Raw genomic sequence first — 18,478 nt, forward strand, 5'->3', positions numbered from 1 at the left:
ATGGGGGCATGGCACAGGAACGCATGCAGGGGCAGAAGAGCGGCTGGGAGCAGTCCAAGGTCCACGAGAATGAGGCGCTGAGCGCCATCAAGCACAACCGTGACGCCGGGGTGGACAACCTCTTGGATGAGATTGATGGGCTGCTGGAGACCAACGCGGAGCAGTTCGTGAAGGGCTACGTCCAGAAGGGCGGCCAGTGAAGGAACGCATCGTCGGCATCGAGACCGAATATGGTCTGGCCTATGACGCTGCCGGTTCCAAGCCGCAGACCATCGAGGAGATCGCTCGGAGGCTCTTTGCCCCGGTCGTGGAATGGGGACGCTCCACCAACGTCTTCCTGACCAACGGCTCGCGGCTCTATCTTGACGTTGGCTCCCACCCGGAGGTCGCCACTGCTGAGTGTGTGGACCCCCTGGACCTGCTGGCCCAGGACCGCGCCGGAGTGCAGATCCTTGCGGATCTGACCGCGCGGGCCCAGGCCGGGATCCGCGCGAAGGGCGGAGAGGGCAGCATCCACCTCTTCCGCAATAACGTGGACTCCGCGGGAAACTCCTTTGGATGCCACGAGAACTACCTGATCCCCAGGCGCCTTGAATACGCGCGCCTCACGGATCACCTGCTGCCCTTCCTCGTCACCAGGCAGCTGCTCTCCGGGGCAGGGCACGTGGTGCAGGGCCCGGACGGCGCCCGCCTGGTGCTCTCCCAGCGCGCCGAGCACATGTGGGAGGGCGTCTCCAGCTCCTCCACCCGCTCCCGGCCCATGATCAATACCCGCGATGAGCCACACGCGGACGCCGAGCGCTTCCGCCGGCTGCACGTGATTGTGGGAGATACCAACATGGCGGAGGGCAGCACGCTGCTCAAGACCGTCTCCACCCACCTGGTGCTCTCCTTGCTGGAGACGGGACGGGTGATGCCCTCCTGGGCCATCGCCAACCCCGTGAAGGCCCTGCGAGAGATTTCGACAGAGGCCAGCGCCACCACGCAGCTGCTGCTGGCGGATGGGCGCACCGTGACGGCCCTGGAGGTACAGGAGTACTTCCTGGAGGCCGCCACGGAACACGCCAGATCCACCGGCATGGATTCCGGGGTGGTTCCGGAGGTCCTGGAGCTCTGGGCGCGCACCCTGCGCGCGTGGGCCGCGCAGGACCTGGACCCCGTCGCGGACACGCTAGATTTTGCCGCCAAGCGCTCCCTGCTCACGCGCTACGCGGAGCGCCACGGGCTGGACCTGGGGGACCCGAGGGTGGCCCGCCTGGAGCTGGCCTATCACGACGTGGCCCCTGGGGCCGGCCTGGTGCCCGGCCTGGAACAGCGCGGACTGCTGCGCCGCTTTACCGACCCGGCGGCGGTCTCCCAGGCCCGTTCCGAGCCGCCCCGCGGCAGCCGCGCGGAGATCCGCTCGCGCTTCTTGCACGCCGCACGGCGCGCCGGCGTGGACCATCAGGCGGACTGGCTGCACCTCAAGCTCACGGAGGAGCCCTCCAAGACCGTGCTGCTCACGGACCCCTTTGCCACCAGCGACCCCGCCGCGGATGAACTGATCCAGGCGTTGGACACACTGCCCACTGTGCATACTCACAGCACGGCGTTATAGCCTTCAGGGTCGGGTGTTTTGCACCCTCCCTGTCACCAATACCATGCAACCGACACGACGAAAGTGATTCTCCGCGTGCGTAAGCTCTCTGCCGCCGTTCTGGCCGGCGCTCTCATGTTCACCCTGGCCGCCTGCGGCAACGACGATGGCAAGTCCAGCTCGCCCTCGTCCTCTTCCAGCGCGGCCGCCGCCTCATCCGGCGCAGCCCCCGGCAGCAGCGCAGCGCCCGCTCCCGCCAAGGAGTCCGGCGATCAGAGCGTGTTGGGCAAGGCCACCGTCACTCAGAACGAGCAGGGCGCCAAGGAGCCCACCGTGAAGTTTGAGACGCCGGTCGCCGCGGACGCGAAGGTGGGCGCCCGCCTGGCCAACCCCGGAACCGGCGACGAGCTGAAGGAGGGGCAGATGCTCTCCGTCAACATCGCCCCATATGACGCCGCCACCGGCAAGCAGGTGGAGAACGCCGACTACAAGACGCCCAAGAGCATCAAGATGACCGCGGCGAGCTTCGCCGGCGGCCTGGAGGATGCTTGGGCGGTCATGCAGACCGCAAAGGTCGGCGCGGACGTCTCCGTGTTGGTCCCGGCGACGGCCACCGGAGGTAAGGCACAGTTCTGGGTGCTGCACGTCAAGGAGCAGAAGGCGGCAGCCGTGACCTGGAACAAGTCTGACCAGGCCGGAGACAAGATTGAGGTTGCAGAGAAGGCCGGCGCGTACACGCTCACGCTCCCCAAGGGTGATGACCCCACCAAGCTGAAGGTTGACGTGCTCAAGAAGGGCACCGAGGGCAAGGCGGCCACCGCCACGTCCCAGGTCTCCGCCCTGTACGCGGGTGCCCGCTACGCCAACGGCGTGCAGTTCGATGGCAACTTCGACACCAACACCCCGGCGGCGTTTAAGCTCAACGAGGTCATCAAGGGTTGGACCCAGGGCCTGACCGGCCTCAAGGCCGGCTCCGTGGTGGTTCTGACCATCCCGAAGGACCTGGCCTACCCGACCGCTGCCGCAGGCAGCGGCACCGAGGGTGCGCTGGTCTTCCTGGTCAAGATCGACAAGGTTTCTTGATCGCCGGCGGTGGCCGCGGCCACCGCAAACAGGTGTTCTGAACCTCACATTGGCCTCAGCAACATCACGATGTCCTTCTGAAAATCACTACGCAGGAGCATGAATATGTCCTTTGGTAACCGCTCATTTGACCTTGACCGCGGCAAGCCCGAGATTGATTTCCCGGGCACCGACGTCCCCACCGAGCTCGTCATCATCGACGAGGTGGAGGGCACCGGAACCGTGGTGAAGGCGGGCAACACCGTCTCCACCCACTACGTCGGCGTCTCCTGGAGCACCGGCGAGGAGTTTGACGCCTCGTGGAACCGCGGCGCCCCGCTGGACTTCACGGCCGGCATTGGCCAGGTCATCCAGGGCTGGGACCAGGGCCTGCTTGGCATGAAGGTGGGCGGTCGCCGCCGCCTGGAGATCCCCGCGTCCATGGCTTACGGCCACCGCGGTGCCCCGCCGGCCATTGGCCCGGATGAGGCGCTCATCTTTGTGGTGGATCTGCTGGCCGTTCGCTAAGCAGCCACCCGCCGGGACCGGTCTCCCGGACCCCGGTTCGGCAACACCCCGTCCGCCCGCAGCGCAAGCCGCTCGGGTGGGCGGGGTGTTCTCGTATAGCCTGCTGTGGTGCCCCAACAGGATCGGACCGAGAAGCTCGTCAGCCTCACCTACGCGCTCTTAACGACGCGCGTGGGCTACACCCGTACCCAATTGCGGACCATGGTGGACGATTACCAGGACTTGAGCGAGGACGCCTTTGAGCGCAAGTTTGAGCGGGACAAGGAAACCCTGCGCAATCTGGGCGTCACACTCGTAGACGGCAAGGGCCGCCGCGATCACGGCTCCCTGGACTCTGAAAACGAGCGGCGCTATCGCATCCTGGCGGAGGACTACCAGCTCCCGTCGCTGGAGCTCGGCGCCCAGGAGGCCGCGGTCCTTGGCCTGGCCAGCAGCGTGGTGGCCGGCGGCGGATTGGGTCTGCAGGCGGCCCGCGCCGCTGAACGTCTTGGCGTGGACGCCCGCTCCGACCAGGCGCTCTTCAGCCCCCGCATCGATGGGGGAGAGGAGCATCTGGAGCCGCTGATTCGCCACGTCAGCGCCAGCCAGCCGGTGCGCTTTGAGTACCGCACCGCGAACGGGCGCGAGTCCACCCGCACGGTCATGCCCTGGGGCCTTGGCCACCGCCATGGGCACTGGTACCTGGCGGCCGGCGATACCGCGCGGGATGGCGAGCGCCTCTTCCGGTTGGATCGCATCACCAGTTCCATTGCGCGGGCCGCGCCCAAGGCCTCAGATCACATCCCGGACGCCTACGGCCGCCCGGATCGCTTCAGCATGGCCGCCGCCCTTGATCGCCTGGAGCGCTCCAGCCCCACCCGCACGGCCCGCCTGCTGGCGCAGGGCGTCAGCGGTGGCACCCTGGCCGCCCGCGCCGTCTCCCGAACGGACGGCGCTGACGGCGTGGAGCTGGCGGTGGAGTACGCGGATGAGGCGGACCTGGCCAGGGAGATCGCAGCGGAGGGCGTGCGCGTCCTGGCGCCGGCCTCCCTGGCCGCGGCGGTGCTCTCAGTGCTGGACGACGCCGTGGCCGGGGTAAGTGCCCCGGCGCCCCGCTACAAGTTGTCGCGGCACGCCGGCGGCCGGGCCTCCGCTGAGCAGACAGTCTCCCGAGCCCTTGACCTGGTGGCCTTTGTGGTTCAGCGCGGAGGGGCCAGCATCGACGAGGTCATGGAGCGCTTCGGCCTGGACCGGGACGAGCTAGAGGCGGAGCTGACCCGGCTGCGCTTCTGTGGCGTGCCCAACGGGCAACACGATGAGCTGCTGGATGTGGAGTGGGACCAGGAGACGGTCTCCATCACCAACGCCCAGGTGCTCTCCCAGCCCATGAACCTCAGTTTGGTGGAGGCCACCACGGTGCTGATGGGTCTTGACGCCCTGGCCTCGGCACCCGCCGGCGCGCTGAGCGCTGACTCGGCACGCGCCGTCGAGCAGTTATCGGCACGCCTGCGTGGCCTGCGCCCCGAACTGGCGGACTTTGACCGGATCATCGCTGTGCGCGCCGCGGCACGCGAGTCCGGCCCGCTGGTGGGGGAGCTGGCACAGGCCATCGACGAGCGCCACCCGGTCCGGTTGGACTACGCGGGCCGTCACGCCCGCAGCCAGCGCGTGGTGGAGCCCGTGCGGCTCATGGACGTGGGCGGGCGCAGCTACCTACAGGCCTGGTGCCGGCTGCGACAGGGCCCACGCACCTTCCGCCTTGACCGGATGGTCAGCGCGGAGACGCTGTCAGAGGTGTTTGGGGTCGACGACGCGCGGGTGCGCGCCGTGCGCGGCGCGCCCTTTGAGCCAGACGCCGCCGCCCCTGAGGCCGAGGTGCTCTGGGGCGGCGCCTGGGCGGATGCTGCCCACGCACATCACCCGGAACGCACGGGCAAGAGTGCCGAGGGCATGGTGAGTACCATTCGCGTCCGGGACCACGATCACCTGGTCCGGCTGGCGGCCCTCTCCGGCGGCGCGGTCAGGGTGCTGGGGCCGGAGGCGGTGCGCGACGGCGTGCTGGCGGCGCTGGAGCAACGGCGCCAGGCCGCGTCGTTGGACGTGGAAGCGATCCAGACGGTGGGCCAGACGGTGGGCCAGACGGTGGGCCAGACGGCCGCCGCGAAGACAGAGACAACAACTGAGGCGGGGAAAAACTGATGCCGTGGTGGTCATGGACCCTCATATGGATCGTGCTGGTCTTGCTGTTGCTTGGCATGCTGACGCTTGGCGCCATCTACCTGTGGCGCAAGGCCAAGGCGTTGCTGGCGGAGGCGAGCCGCGCCCAGGAAGAAATCACTGCCGCTTACTCCGGCGGTGAGCCGCTGTCCGCCCCGGAAAGCGCCAGGGGTTCCGTGCCCGTGGGCTGGGACGCCGCCTTTGCTGATCCCGCAGTGGTTCGGGCCCAGCGGGAGGAGGACAAGGACGTGCGGGTGGATCGCCGCCGGCGCCGCCGGATCGACTCGCTCTACGCCAACGGCCGGCCGCGGCGCTGGGGAGACGTCATGGACCCGCCGGACGCGCAAGACACGCGTTCATCGGAGTGAGGCTGGCACCCAGGTGGGTCGCCTAGACTGGCCATAACTATTTTTATCGCTGGGAGATTTTCGTCATGCCACATCTTCAGGGATGGCACCTTGTCATCATCATCGTTCTGGCTCTGCTGCTCTTCGCAGGCCCCAAGCTGCCCAAGATTGCGCGCAGCCTTGGACAGTCCATGCGCATCTTCAAGTCTGAGGTGCGCCAGATGAAGGACGACGACAAGCCGGGAACTGCCGCCACGCCGCCGTCGCCCGCCGCTCCGTCTTCCCCCACTGCCGCGCCGCATGACCCGGCGCAGCCCTCGCAAAAGGCCCCGGTGGAGGGACGGATCGTGGACGACGGCCCCCAGGGCCCTCGCGCCTGACCCGCGCTGACTCATAGTGGTCGCGAAATCGAAGCGCGCCGTTAACCCCGAGGGGCGCATGCCCCTCAAGGCGCATCTCATTGAGGCGCGCAACCGCCTGTTCATCTGCCTTGGCGTCTTGCTCCTGGCCATGATCGGTGGTTTCTTCCTGTACCGCCCCGTCATGGAGTTCCTGGGGCATCAGCTCTCGGAACAGGGAGCCACGCTGAACTACGCCAGCGCCGTCTCCCCGCTTGACCTGATGATCAAGGTCTCGCTTTGGATTGGGCTGGTGATCTCCTCACCGGTGATCCTGTGGCAGCTGTGGGCGTTCATTGTGCCCGGTTTGCACAAGAAGGAGCGCCGCATCTCCCTGGCGTTCGTGTGCGTCGCCGTGCCGCTTTTTGTGGGCGGCGTGGCGCTGGGCGTCTACGTCCTGCCGCACGCCACGCAGTTCTTTGCCTCACTGGTGCCAGAGGGGCAAAGTCAGATCATCGAAGCGGGCGCCTACATTCCCTTTGTGGTCCGGCTGACGCTGGCCTTTGGTGTGGCCATGCTGATCCCGGTGCTCATGGTGGGGCTGAACCTGGTCGGCATCCTGCCGGCTCGCACGGTGGTGAAACACTGGCGCATCACCGTCTTTGTCATCGCCCTCTTTGCCGCGGTCGCCGCCCCGGGTGGCGAGGCCATGACCATGATCATCCTTGCCGTCCCGCTGTTCACCCTCTTTGGTGCCGCCTTAGGTTTGTGCTTTGTTTTTGACAAGCGCAAGGCCAAGCGGGCCCAGGCCCAGGCTGAGGAGACGGCGGAAACGGCGGACACCGCCCAACCCCTCGAGGAGCTCTGAGTCTTGCCCTCACGCCGTCGTGCCCCCCGCCCTTCCCACCCGGAAAACGACGCCCAGCCAGGCAGTGCAACCGCGCCAGGCAATTCAACCCGGCCAGGCAATTCGACCCGGCCGCGCGCGGCAGGGCAGGTCGCTTCCGGCCAGCCGGAGGACGCCTCCCCGGCGGCCCGTTTTGCCGCCGCCAAGGTGCGTGCCAGTGAGGCGCGCACGGAGTTGGGGGCCTTCCGCGAGACCCTTGGTTTCCCGCTGGATCCCTTCCAGCTGGAGGCCTGCGCCTCGTTGGAGCAGGGGCGTGGGGTTTTGGTGGCTGCGCCCACCGGGGCGGGCAAGACCGTGGTGGGCGAGTTTGCGGTGCACCTTGCGCTCCATCACGGAACCAAGGCGTTTTACACCACGCCTATTAAGGCACTCTCTAACCAGAAGTATTCCGAGTTTGTGGCCCGCTATGGCGCGGACCGTGTGGGGCTGCTGACCGGCGACACGGCCATCAACTCGGAGGCGGACGTGGTTGTCATGACCACCGAGGTGCTGCGCAACATGCTGTACGCGTCCTCGCCCACCCTGAACGGGTTGGAGTACGTGGTGATGGATGAGGTGCATTACCTGGCGGACAAGGACCGCGGCGCCGTCTGGGAAGAGGTCATTTTGCACCTGCCGCTGAGCGCGCGCGTGGTGTCCCTTTCCGCGACCGTCTCCAACGCCGAGGAGTTTGGTGGGTGGTTGGCAGAGGTGCGTGGGGCCACCGATGTGGTGGTCTCCGAGCACCGCCCGGTTCCGCTGTGGCAGCACGTGCTGGTGGGCAACCGCCTGGTGGATCTCTTTGCTGAGGACGTCTCCTTTGACCGCTCGGCTGATGCGGACATCGCTGCCACGGTCAACCCCGAGCTGGTCAAGCTCTCCCGTCGCGGCCCGGCCCCGATGCGCTCGCGTGAGAACGAGGTCAACGCGAGCCGCGGCAATCACTACCGAGGCGGCAAGCAGCGCGGCCGCGGACGGCCCGGACCCAAGACCCGCGAGGGCATGGGGTCCGGTCGCCTGACGGCGGACGGCGCGGCGAGGCACCGCACCACCTCACGCCCCCAGACGGTTGCCACGCTCGACGACGCGGGGCTGCTCCCAGCCATCGTCTTCGTCTTTTCCCGCAAGGGGTGCGAGGCCGCCGTCTCGCAGTGCGTGCGCGCAGGAGTGCGGCTCACCTCCCGGCAGGAGCAGTTGGAGATTGAGGCGACGCTGGAGGACGCAGCCCGCCGCCTTCCGGCGGAGGACCTGCAGGTGATTGGCTACTGGCCGTGGCGCGAGGGCCTGTTGCGCGGCATCGGCAGCCACCACGCCGGGTTGGTCCCGGTCTTTAAGGAGGCCGTGGAGTATCTCTTTGCCCGTGGACTGGTCAAGGTGGTGTACGCCACGGAGACTCTGGCGCTTGGCGTGAACATGCCCGCCCGCTCGGTGGTCCTGGAGAAGCTGGACAAGTTCAACGGTGAGACCCACGCTCCCGTGACCCCGGGGGAGTACACGCAGCTCACGGGACGCGCGGGCCGCCGCGGGATCGACGTGGAGGGCAACGCCGTGGTGACGTGGCAGCAGGGCATGGACCCGGCCGCCGTGGCCGGCCTGGCTTCCCGGCGCACCTACCCGCTCAACTCCAGCTTCCGCCCCACCTACAACATGAGCCTGAACCTGCTCAGCCGCTTGGGGCAGGTGAAGGCGCGCGAGGTGCTGGAGCAGTCCTTTGCCCAGTACCAGGCGGATGCCTCGGTGGTGGGGCTGGCCCGTCAGCTGTCCGCCCGCCGCGAGTCCCTGGACGGGTACGCCGAGGCCATGCATTGCCACCTGGGTGACTTTGCCGAGTACGCGGAATTGCGCCGCCGCCTGAACCTGGCACAGAAGCACGCCTCCCGCTCGCGCACGCGGGCCAAGCGCTCCGCCGCGGAGCTCTCCTTGGAGGCCCTGGGGCGCGGGGATGTGGTGGAGCTGCATGGCCCGCGCAACCTGGGCCATGCTGTGGTCACGGAGATCTCCCGCTCTTTGAAGGATCCCCGGCCCACCGTCATCACCATGGACGGCAAGCTGCGCCGGGTGGCGCCTGCGGACCTGGACCGTCCCTTGGAGGTGCTGACCACCCTCCGGGTGCCCAAGCACTTCACCGGCCGCACACCGCAGGAGCGCCAGGACCTGGCCGCCGCCATGCGCCACGCCCTGGTGGACGCGCACCCGGAGCCTGCACGCCGCACCCCCGGCTTTGCTTACCCCGGGGCCCCGGATGATCAGGCGGAGGCGGAGCGGCTTGAGCGCGAGCTGAAGCATCACCCCTGCCACGCTTGCCCGGACCGGGAGCACCACTCCCGGTGGGCGGATCGCTACCGCAAGCTCAAGGGGGACGTGGATCAGCTGCAGTCGCAGATCAACGGGCGCACCCACTCCATCGCGCGGACCTTTGACCGCGTCGCCGCGGTGCTAGAGGCCGTGGGCTATGTGAAGGGCCGCGGGGAGGAAACCCGCATTACCGACGCGGGGCACACCATGCTGCGCCTGTACGGCGAGCGGGATCTGCTCAGCGCCTTGGTGCTCAGCGACGGCCTGCTTGAGCACCTGACCCCGCCCGCCATGGCGGCGGCGGCCACGATTTTTGTGTTCCAGCCCAAGCGTGACTCCGACGTGGCGCCGCGGCACTGGCCCCAGGGCGTGAAGCAGGTCTGGGACGGCACGGTCAAGGCGTGGAGTGACCTGGAGGATCTGGAGATCCAGCACAAGGTCAACACCACCCCCGCGCCGGACGCGACGCTGGTGGAGGCCATGCACCGCTGGGCGTGCGGCGAGGACCTGGCGCGTTCCCTGGAGGACGTGGATGTGGAGGCCGGCGACTTTGTGCGCTGGGCCAAGCAGACCATCGACTTCCTGGGTCAGCTGGCCCAGAATCCGGCGGTCTCTCCCACCGTGGCGCAGACAGCGTCCTCTGCCGCGGAGCTGGTGCGCCGCGGCGTGGTGGCGGCCTCCAGCGTGGTGGGCAAGGGCGCCGGACCCGCTGGCCCCGCAGACGTGGAGGACCCGGACCCCGCCATTTCCGAGGCCGAGCAGGCCCGGCTTGAGGCACTGGCGCAGGCGGAAGAACACCCCGCGGCGCCGCAAACATCCGCACCACATTCGGAGGGCCCCGCAGAGTGAGCCACGCAGTCATGTACCTCGGCGCCGCGATCTATGCGGCGGAGGACCCCTTTGCCACGGCGTTGCTGGTGGAGGACGGACAGATTGTCTGGATGGGCACCGACACGGCCGCGCGCACGCTGCTGGGTGAGCACATCCAGAGCGTGGACGTCCGCGGTGCGCTCATCGCGCCCGCCTTCGTGGACTCCCACGTTCACCTCACGGAGATGGGCCGCGCGCTGGAGGGCCTGGAGCTGGGCCACGTGACGGGCGCCGGCCAGCTGCTGGCCGCTGTGGCGCTGGCCGCCGCAGCATTGCCGCAGGGTGCCCCCTTGCTTGGCCACGGTTGGGATGAGTCCACCTGGGATGATCCCACGTTGCCCACTCCGCAGGAGTTGGAGCGCGCGGCGCAGGGCCGCGATGTCTACTTGGCGCGCAGGGATGTGCACACGGGCCTGGTCTCCACCGCGCTGCTGGCGCGGGCTGGCATTGTGCCCGACGCCGCGGGGGAAGGTCCCGACGCGGCCGCCGGTTCCGGCGCGGGGGCCGGTGGGCTCAGGGAGGCGGACCACGCCGCAGTTCGTGACCTGATTCTGACGGCAGATGTGCCCAGCCGCATGCGGTGGCAACGGATCGCCCTGCGTTCCTTGGCCGCCTCCGGGCACGCGGCCGTGGCGGAGATGGCGGCGCCCCACGTCTCCGGTCTCAAGGACCTGACGGCTCTGGTCTCCTTGCTGGATGAGGAGGAGGCCTCCCTTCCCGCTGTGTACCCGTACTGGGGTGAGCTGGTGGAGACCGAGGAAGAGGCCGCGGAGCTGCTGCGCCGCTTTGGCCGGCGACTGTGTGGCCTGGGCGGGGACCTCTCGGTAGATGGCTCCTTCGGCTCACACACGGCCGCCCTGCGCCAGCCCTACGCGGACGCAGAAGGCACGGGTGAGTTGCACCTGAGTGCCGAGCAGGTGGCCGCCCACGTGGTGGCCTGCACCCGCGCGGGCACCCAGGCGGCGTTCCATGCCATTGGCGACGCTGCGGTGGATACCGTGTTGGCCGGCTTTGAGTTGGCAGCGGAGCGGGTGGGGGAGCGGGAGCTGCGGCGCGCGCACCACCGCCTGGAACACGTGGAGGGGATCGATGCACAGGGGATTGAGCGCATGCTTGCCCTGGGCCTCACGGCCTCCGTGCAGCCCCGTTTTGATGAGTTGTGGGGCGGGGAGGACGGGCTCTACGCCACCCGCTTGGGCCCGGAACGTGCCCTGGCCCTGAATCCCTTTGGGTCCCTGTCCGCGGCCGGGGTACCCCTGGCGTTGGGCAGCGACGCCCCGGTGACGCCGGTCCGGCCGTGGTCCGCGGTCAAGGCCTGCATGGATCATCACGTTCCCTCCCAGCGCCTCCCTGCGCGGGCCGCGTTCCTGGCCCACAGCCGGGCGGGTTACCGCGCCGTGGGGGAGCCCAATCCGCTGGCGGGCACACTGCGTTGGGGAGCCCCGGCCACCTTCGCCATCTGGGAACCGTCCGAACTGGTGGTGGCCACCCCAGAGGGCGCCGCGGCCAGTTTCAGCTCCGACGCCCGGGCCCGCACTCCCATGCTCCCCGACCTGGAATCTGGGGCGCCGCGGTGCCTGCGAACGGTCCGTGACGGCGTGGTGCTCTTTGACGCCGGGGTGCTCTAAACCGCGTCGCAGGCTCGTGAGTCCGCCGTCACGGGTGGCAGCGGCGGCAGTTCGCGTATGAGTCGGTAGAATGAGGCCTGGCCACCTCCGTGGGCCGCAGTCCCTTTTCCCTTTCGAAGGACCGATCAGCGCGTGCGAGTGCTCACCATTATTCCGACTTACAACGAGCTTGAGTCACTCCCCAAGACGTTGGGTCGCCTCCGCAAGGCCTGCCCTGACGTGGACGTGCTGATCGCCGATGACAACTCACCGGACGGCACCGGTGACCTGGCGGATTCCTTCGCTGCCAAGGATGAGCGCGTGCACGTGCTGCACCGCCGCGGCAAGGAGGGTCTGGGCGCCGCGTACCTGGCGGGCTTCGCCTGGGGCCTGGAGCGTGACTACGACGTGCTCGTGGAGATGGACGCGGACGGTTCACACCAGCCGGAGCAGTTGCCGCGTCTGCTGGCCGCCTCCGAGGCTGGCGCTGACCTGGTGATCGGCTCGCGTTGGGTTCCCGGTGGCGAGGTGGTGAACTGGCCGCTTTCTCGCAAGGCCATCTCCCGCACCGGTTCCTTTGTTTCCCGTTTCTTCCTTGGCCTCAAGACGCGCGATGTGACGGCCGGCTACCGTGCCTACCGCGCCAGCACCCTGCGCGGGCTTGACCTTGGCGCCGTGGACTCCGTTGGCTACGGCTTCCAGGTGGACATGACCTTCCGTACCGCGCGCGCCGGTTACTCCATTGCCGAGGTGCCCATCACCTTTGTTGAGCGCGAGTTTGGCGTCTCCAAGATGAGCGGCTCCATTGTCCAGGAGGCCGGCATCAACGTGGTGAAGTGGGGCCTGGCCGCGCGCCTTGAGACCCTGCGCAAGAAGCTGGGCCGCTAAAAAGCACGGCACAACAAAAGGGTCCGTTCCCCTTGAGGGGGAACGGACCCTTTAGTGTTCCCCCTGAGGGGGAAGGGACCTGACTAGGCCTTGACCTTCTCGCCGCGCGCCTCGCGGAGGAAGTTCAGGCGATCCTTGAGGATCACCTCGAGGTCCTCCGTTGCGCGACGCTCCAGGAGCATGTCCCAGTGCGTACGCTGCGGCTTGTCCTTGCTCGGCAGTTCCTCGGCACCGTCGGCACGGTGTGCCTTCTTGCCGGTCTTGGTGTGCCACACCGGGGGGACGTCCGCCTCCATGGCGAAGATGACCTCCACCTTCTCCCCGTCGTCGCACAGATAGGTGACGGTCTGGCGCGCTGCCGGCTCCACACCGGCCTCAGACTCCATCGACTGCGAACCAAGGCGCATTCCGCGCAGGCTGCGATCACTCATGCTGACTCCTCACGTGCTTCACTCGCTTCCATAGGCGTTAACCACTAAAGCGGGCTGTGCATTCCCCACGCACGTTTCCGGCGCGGCTCCGACCTCTAAGTCTAGTTGATGTCCGGGTAACCGGGGGACCGATGACCAGGCCCGGTGACGGGCGGGACCGGCGGAACCTGGGGCTCCGGCGCGCGCCAAGCCGTGGGCGTGCCGGGGGTGGGAGCGGAGGACGAGGACGAACCCGAGCCGCCACCAAAGGCACCAAAGGCGCCGGAGACGCCCTTCAGGGCATCGGTCACATCGCTGGGGATGATCCACAGCTTATTCGCGGAGCCCTCTGCGATCTTGGGCAGCTGCTGCAGGTACTGGTAGGCCAACAGCTTGGGGTCAGCATCCGCGGTGTGCACGGCCTCGAAAACCGTCTGGATGGCCTCTGCCTCACCGTTGGCGCGCAGCACGGCTGCCTTGGCCTCGCCCTCTGCGGAGAGGATGGCCGCCTGGCGGGCGCCCTCCGCCGTCAGGATCTGTGACTGCTTGGTGCCCTCCGCGGTGAGGATGGCGGCGCGGCGGTCACGCTCGGCGCGCATCTGCTTCTCCATGGAGTCCTGGATGGACAGTGGCGGATCAATGGCCTTGAGCTCCACGCGGGAGACGCGGATGCCCCACTTGCCGGTGGCCTCATCCAAGACGCCGCGCAGCTGGCCGTTGATCTGGTCGCGGCTGGTGAGCGCCTCTTCCAGGTTCAGGCCACCCACGACGTTACGCAGGGTGGTGGTGGTCAGCTGCTCCACGGCGCGGATGTAGTTTTCAATCTCGTAGGTCGCCGCACGCGGGTCGTTGACCTGGTAGTAGACCACGGTGTCGATGTTGACCACCAGGTTGTCCTCGGTGATGACGGGCTGCGGCGGGAACGGCTGGACCTGCTCACGCAGATCAATCACGTGTCCCAGCTTGTCCACAAACGGAATCACCATGGTGAGTCCGGCGGAGGCCGTGCGGTGGTAGCGCCCCAGGCGCTCCACCAGGCGGGCGCGGGCCTGCGGGATGATGTGAATGGACTTCACCAGGATGACGATCACCACGATCACCAGGACCAGGGCAACAATCAGGGCTGCTTCAGGCATGTCTTCATTCCTCTCTCAAGAGTGGACGGGGGAGCGAATCAGTAGTTTTTGACGTTGGCGGAGAGGTACGCGGTGGCGCCCTCAATCCTGAGCACCACGGCGTGCGTGCCCGGTGCAAGCGGGCCTTGATCCTCGCTGCGTGCGCTCCAGGTCTCACCATCAATCTTGGCGGTGCCGGCCAGGCGGCTGGTGGGCTCAAGCACCAGGGCGGCGGCTCCGATGAGCCTGTCCACGTTGGTGAGGGCGTTGCTATTGGCACGTTTGAGATGGCGCAGCGCAACGGGTCTGAGTCCCACGATCAGCGCCAGGGAGACCAGCCCAAAGACCAGGACTTGGAGCCAGAAGGGCGCGTCCAGGAGCGCGGCGACCACACTGCCGAGGGCGCCACCGGAGAGCATGGCGAACCAAAGGTCGAGGCTGAGCATCTCGATCGCCACGAAGACGAGCATGAGCGCCAGCCAGAAGGCCCAGGAGTTCTGGAGCAACCAGTCGAGCATCGTGCCTCCTCCATTGAGGTCCGGCCAAGGTCCCGGTGCGGGGCCTGTGGTTCAGATATGCCGCGCCGGTGTTCCGGCGCCTCACCAGTCTTTCAGTTGGCGCGAATGATTGCGTCACCCGCGCGGATGACTTGTCCCTACGGGCGTAAGCGGCGGTAGGCGTGGACCACAAAGCGACTGGAAACCGTGCGCTGTTCCGGTCCCGAGTGCATCCGCTCCAGCAGCTGCTCCCGCGTGTGGTGATGACCGGCCGGGCCCATGTGGGCCAGGTCCGCGGCGGCCTCCCGGCCCACCGCAAGATCCGAGGCCACCTCGATCCGCTCCACCTCTTCCCAGCCGGCGCCAAAGGCCTCCGCCAGGCGGTCCTCCTTGCGCTCGTCAATCCCCAAGAGCCCGGCCGCGTCCTCCAGCTGCGCCAAGTGCCCGGGCTGCGGTATCGCGATGAGCGCCACCCCGCCCGGGCGCACCACGCGCGCAAACTCCGGCGGATTGCGAGGGGCAAAGACGTCCAGCAGAACATCGACGCTGTCTGAGGCCACGGGCCACAGCTTCCAGGTGTCCCAGATCAGGGACATCACGCGTGGGTCCCTGGCGGCGCGCTGGGCGCCCGCGCGGGAGAGGTCCATGTCGATGGCGCGCGGCCAATGGCCGGCCTGCTCCAGCGCGTCAAGGACGGCATGGGAGTAGTAGCCAGTACCTGAGCCGGTGTCCGCGAGGAGCACCCTGCGGCCCTGGACGTATTGCAGGGCCAGCCCGGCCAGGGCGCTCGCCAGCGGCGCGTAGTTCCCCGTCGCCAGCCAGCGCTCCCGCGAGGCCACCATCTCCGGGGTGTCCTCCTTAAAGGGGCTGCCCTTGCCACCCAAGAGGCTCACGTGACCCTGCCGCGCGGCGTCGTAGCGGTGGCCCTCCTCGCAGAACAGCGCGGCGGGGCGGCCGTCCGCGCGCGTGCTCAGCTGCAAGTCCAGCCCGCAAACGGGGCAGATCAGGGGCCACTTGGGCGTGGTGGGTGCGGTGGAACGGTGGGACACGCTGACTCCGTGGTCGTAAAACAAGAATGGTAAAAGCGATTGACTTTGTAGTGCGGCTCCGGTGGACTCCGAACATGCTGCCCGAACACCTTGACCTCATCCCCACTCTATCGACGCCGGCGGTCCATCCCGGCGACGCCTGGGCCGCCGTGGCGGTGACGCGGCCGGTCCTCTCGGCGGATCGCTACAGCACGCAGCTGTGGCGGGTGGAGCTGGATGGCACTGGCACCCGGCGTCTCACCCGGGGCGCGGGGGACTCGGAACCGCGTTTCACGCCCGACGGCGAGCGGCTGGTTTTTCTGCGCGAGGACAGTGACGGGCGGGCGCAGCTGGCCGTCATGGACTCCGCGGGAGGGGAGCCGTGGGTCTTCACCGATGGCCCCCAAGGAGTAAGCGAGTTTCAGCTTTCCCCCAACGGCCGCTGGGTGGTCTTCACGGCGGGGCTCCCGGAGGCCGGCCGCGCGGGCACGCTGCCGGAGGTCCCGGCGCACGCCGAGGCGCCGCGTCGCGTGACGGACATGAACTACCAAGCCAACGGTGCCGGCTACCTGGACGGCCGCGCCGTCGGGCTCTATGTGGTGCCGTTGCTGGAGCCGGGGGCCCCGTATCTTGCGCCGACCGGCGCGGCCGCGAGGGACGCCGAGGACACCTTCGAGGAACAGCGCGAGGCTGGCGCCGTTCTGGGTGCAAGGACGGGCCTGCCGCTGGCGTTACGCGTGTTCGATGCGGGGGAGCGGCGCGCTCAGAGCCCGTACGCGGTGCAGTTCGGCGACGACTCTGGGTCGGTGCGGTTCCTGTTGCCAGAGGACGCGGCGCGAACCACGCTCGCGGTGCGGCGGCTGCAGCTGAGCATCGACGCGCTGCTGGATAGCCCTTGGCCGGCCACAGCGGAGGAGGTGGACGCGCTGGATCTGCCACGGGCGTCCGTGCTGGCGACGGAGGCCAGCGACGCGCCCGGTACCGAGTTCGCTGAGGCGGTGCGCTCCGGCGGGCGCAGCTTCCTGTTGGGGGCGCAAACCGGGGAGGACGGGCTGCGATTTGCCGCCCTCAACCTGGCCGTGTGGGCAGAGGCGGCGCCGCGCCGCGAGAGCCTGCGCAGCCTCACGGATCCCGAGCCCGTGGGGTACGCCGCGCTAGCCGCGGATGTGTCCTCCGCCAGAGACTCGGTCCTGGCCGTGCCGGTGGAGCGCGGCAGCTCCGGAGTGCATCGGATCGCGGCGGACGGAACGGTGAGCGTGCTGGTGGACGGGTCGCTCCAGCCGGACGGGGCGCTACAGGTCACCGGAGTAGCCGCCGGCGGCGAGGCCATCGTGGTGGCGTACAGCGATGCGGGGCACAGCGCGGAACTGGGGTTGGTGACGCAGGGTGGTGTGACGCGCCTGAGCAACTTCAGTGCGAACCTCAACGCCGCGGCAGCCCCCATCCTCCCGGTGGAACTGGTGGTGGATTCCTCCGACGGATACCCGGTGCACGGGTGGGTCTTTGTGCCAGAGGGCGCCGGCCCGCATCCAGTGCTGCTCAACATTCACGGCGGGCCCTTTGCCGACTTTGGCTGGGGCTGGTTTGACGAGGCGCAGACCTACGCGCGTGCCGGCTACGCCGTGCTGCAATGCAATCCGCGCGGCTCCGCCGGGTATGGGCAGCAGCACGGGCGCAGCATCCTCCGGGCCATGGGAACGGTGGACGAGCAGGACGTGCTGGCCTTCCTTGACGGCGCGCTTGAGCGGATGGCCGCGCTGGATGGCGAGCGTGTCGGCGTCATGGGCGGCTCCTACGGGGGCTTCCTGACAGCGTGGCTCACCACACGGCATCACCGCTTTGCCGCGGCGATCGTGGAGCGCGGCTTCCTTGACCCCGTGAGCTTTGCAGGCACCAGCGACATCGGCAGCTTCTTTGGCAGCAATTACGTGGGCACCGACCCGCAGGAACTGGCGGCGCAGTCTCCCATGGCGCAGGTCTCGCAGGTCCGCACGCCCACGCTGGTGATCCATTCCGAGCGTGATTTGCGTTGCCCCTTGGAGCAAGGCCAGCGCTGGTTTGCCGGGCTGCAGGCGCAGGGTGTGGAGTCGGAGTTGCTGATCTTCCCGGGCGAGACGCACGAGTTGACTCGTTCCGGCAGCCCCAGGCACCGGCGCGAGCGCTTTGAGGCGGTGCTGGAGTGGTGGGACAGGCACCTTCCCATGCAAGGGACGGCCAAGGCGCCAAGCGGCGCTTAGAAACCGAGCGCCTCGCGCGCCAGTTCCGGTCCTGGAGCGGACCAGAGCCGGGCGTAGTTCTGGCTGGTGGCCAGGCTGCGCGTGTGCGCCTTGTCTATGTAGAGGGTGCCGCTGAGGTGGTCCGTTTCGTGCTGGAAGATCCGGGCCTGCCAGCCGTGCAGCTCCGCGGTGTGCTGGGTCCCGTTCGCGTCCATCCAGGAGGCCAAGATGTCCGCGGGGCGCGTGACCGCAGCCGTGTACCCCTCCATGGAGAGACACCCCTCGTAGTGGGTGGCGGTGCGCTCGCTGGTGGCCTCGTAGCTGGGGTTGATGGCCACCAGAAACTCGAGCGGTGCGCGCTCTCTGGCGCTGGCCACGTCCTCGCTGATGGGCCAGAGGTCCTGGAGCACGGCGAGTCGCAGGGGAAGGCCAATCTGTGGGGCCGCCAAGCCGACGCCCGGCGCGTGCAACATGGTGGAGCGCATTAGCTGGATGAGCTGCGCCAGCTCCTCTCCGCTGGGCTGGCCGGTCCATTCCTGCGCCTGCTGGCGCAGGACCGGATCTCCCAGTTGAACGATCGGCAGGGTGGGCTCAAGGCCAAGCGGAGACGTCATGCACT

Annotated in this window: 17 protein-coding genes; 12 read left to right on the plus strand and 5 right to left on the minus strand. The window is 68.3% G+C overall.

Annotated elements, in window-relative coordinates:
* The first annotated feature begins 8 nt into the window (after nt 1–8).
* The 11 genes from DWQ67_RS04790 (at nt 9) to DWQ67_RS04840 (ending at nt 12,593) form a co-directional block, all read left to right on the plus strand.
* The gene (locus DWQ67_RS04790) at nt 9–200 is read left to right on the plus strand and encodes a ubiquitin-like protein Pup (RefSeq protein ID WP_199712601.1); all 192 of its coding nucleotides are present in this window, start codon (nt 9–11) and stop codon (nt 198–200) included.
* Nucleotides 197–1,597, plus strand: a complete 1,401-nt coding sequence (gene pafA / locus DWQ67_RS04795; RefSeq protein ID WP_121484444.1) for a Pup--protein ligase — start codon at nt 197–199, stop codon at nt 1,595–1,597. The genes DWQ67_RS04790 and pafA overlap by 4 nt, the downstream gene beginning before the upstream one ends.
* Nucleotides 1,598–1,672: 75 nt before the next feature.
* Nucleotides 1,673–2,659, plus strand: coding sequence for an FKBP-type peptidyl-prolyl cis-trans isomerase (locus tag DWQ67_RS04800; RefSeq protein ID WP_121484445.1), 987 nt, complete (start codon nt 1,673–1,675; stop codon nt 2,657–2,659).
* A 105-nt stretch (nt 2,660–2,764) separates the two neighbouring features.
* Complete coding sequence (locus tag DWQ67_RS04805) at nt 2,765–3,166, plus strand: FKBP-type peptidyl-prolyl cis-trans isomerase (RefSeq protein ID WP_121484446.1); 402 nt, start codon at nt 2,765–2,767, stop codon at nt 3,164–3,166.
* A 108-nt stretch (nt 3,167–3,274) separates the two neighbouring features.
* Nucleotides 3,275–5,344 (plus strand): helix-turn-helix transcriptional regulator, encoded by a 2,070-nt coding sequence (locus DWQ67_RS04810; RefSeq protein WP_147433618.1) that lies wholly within the window; start codon nt 3,275–3,277, stop codon nt 5,342–5,344.
* Nucleotides 5,345–5,376: 32 nt separating this feature from the next.
* Complete coding sequence (locus tag DWQ67_RS04815) at nt 5,377–5,730, plus strand: hypothetical protein (RefSeq protein WP_199712622.1); 354 nt, start codon at nt 5,377–5,379, stop codon at nt 5,728–5,730.
* A gap of 65 nt (nt 5,731–5,795) precedes the next feature.
* Nucleotides 5,796–6,089 (plus strand): Sec-independent protein translocase subunit TatA, encoded by a 294-nt coding sequence (gene tatA, locus DWQ67_RS04820; protein ID WP_121484449.1) that lies wholly within the window; start codon nt 5,796–5,798, stop codon nt 6,087–6,089.
* Nucleotides 6,090–6,147: 58 nt separating this feature from the next.
* Nucleotides 6,148–6,915 carry a twin-arginine translocase subunit TatC gene (gene tatC, locus DWQ67_RS04825; RefSeq protein ID WP_121484450.1) on the plus strand — a complete coding sequence of 256 codons (768 nt, stop codon included), beginning with the start codon at nt 6,148–6,150 and terminating at the stop codon, nt 6,913–6,915.
* A gap of 3 nt (nt 6,916–6,918) precedes the next feature.
* Nucleotides 6,919–10,077 carry a DEAD/DEAH box helicase gene (locus DWQ67_RS04830; protein ID WP_121484451.1) on the plus strand — a complete coding sequence of 1,053 codons (3,159 nt, stop codon included), beginning with the start codon at nt 6,919–6,921 and terminating at the stop codon, nt 10,075–10,077.
* Nucleotides 10,074–11,726 (plus strand): amidohydrolase, encoded by a 1,653-nt coding sequence (locus DWQ67_RS04835; protein ID WP_325049611.1) that lies wholly within the window; start codon nt 10,074–10,076, stop codon nt 11,724–11,726. Before DWQ67_RS04830 ends, DWQ67_RS04835 begins: the two co-directional genes overlap by 4 nt.
* Before the next feature lie 132 nt (nt 11,727–11,858).
* Nucleotides 11,859–12,593, plus strand: a complete 735-nt coding sequence (locus tag DWQ67_RS04840; protein ID WP_121484453.1) for a polyprenol monophosphomannose synthase — start codon at nt 11,859–11,861, stop codon at nt 12,591–12,593.
* An 83-nt stretch (nt 12,594–12,676) separates the two neighbouring features.
* Here the strand turns inward: DWQ67_RS04840 and DWQ67_RS04845 are convergent, their stop codons facing one another.
* From DWQ67_RS04845 to DWQ67_RS04860, 4 genes are all read right to left on the minus strand, one after another.
* Nucleotides 12,677–13,024, minus strand: a complete 348-nt coding sequence (locus tag DWQ67_RS04845; RefSeq protein ID WP_121484454.1) for an RNA polymerase-binding protein RbpA — start codon at nt 13,022–13,024, stop codon at nt 12,677–12,679.
* Between the two features lie 101 nt (nt 13,025–13,125).
* Nucleotides 13,126–14,139 carry an SPFH domain-containing protein gene (locus tag DWQ67_RS04850; protein WP_121484455.1) on the minus strand — a complete coding sequence of 338 codons (1,014 nt, stop codon included), beginning with the start codon at nt 14,137–14,139 and terminating at the stop codon, nt 13,126–13,128.
* 38 nt (nt 14,140–14,177) lie between these two features.
* Nucleotides 14,178–14,636, minus strand: coding sequence for an NfeD family protein (locus DWQ67_RS04855; RefSeq protein WP_121484456.1), 459 nt, complete (start codon nt 14,634–14,636; stop codon nt 14,178–14,180).
* 137 nt (nt 14,637–14,773) lie between these two features.
* Nucleotides 14,774–15,664, minus strand: coding sequence for a putative RNA methyltransferase (locus DWQ67_RS04860; RefSeq protein ID WP_121484457.1), 891 nt, complete (start codon nt 15,662–15,664; stop codon nt 14,774–14,776).
* Between the two features lie 74 nt (nt 15,665–15,738).
* Here DWQ67_RS04860 and DWQ67_RS04865 point away from each other — a divergent pair, with 74 nt between their 5' ends.
* The gene (locus DWQ67_RS04865; RefSeq protein WP_158595373.1) at nt 15,739–17,880 is read left to right on the plus strand and encodes a S9 family peptidase; all 2,142 of its coding nucleotides are present in this window, start codon (nt 15,739–15,741) and stop codon (nt 17,878–17,880) included.
* Here the strand turns inward: DWQ67_RS04865 and DWQ67_RS04870 are convergent.
* The gene (locus tag DWQ67_RS04870) at nt 17,877–18,473 is read right to left on the minus strand and encodes a peptide deformylase (protein ID WP_121484459.1); all 597 of its coding nucleotides are present in this window, start codon (nt 18,471–18,473) and stop codon (nt 17,877–17,879) included. The two genes, DWQ67_RS04865 and DWQ67_RS04870, sit on opposite strands and share 4 nt — an antisense overlap.
* Nucleotides 18,474–18,478: the final 5 nt, after the last annotated feature.

The sequence above is a fragment of the Galactobacter caseinivorans genome (genome assembly GCF_003640665.1).
Taxonomy (GTDB): domain Bacteria; phylum Actinomycetota; class Actinomycetes; order Actinomycetales; family Micrococcaceae; genus Galactobacter; species Galactobacter caseinivorans.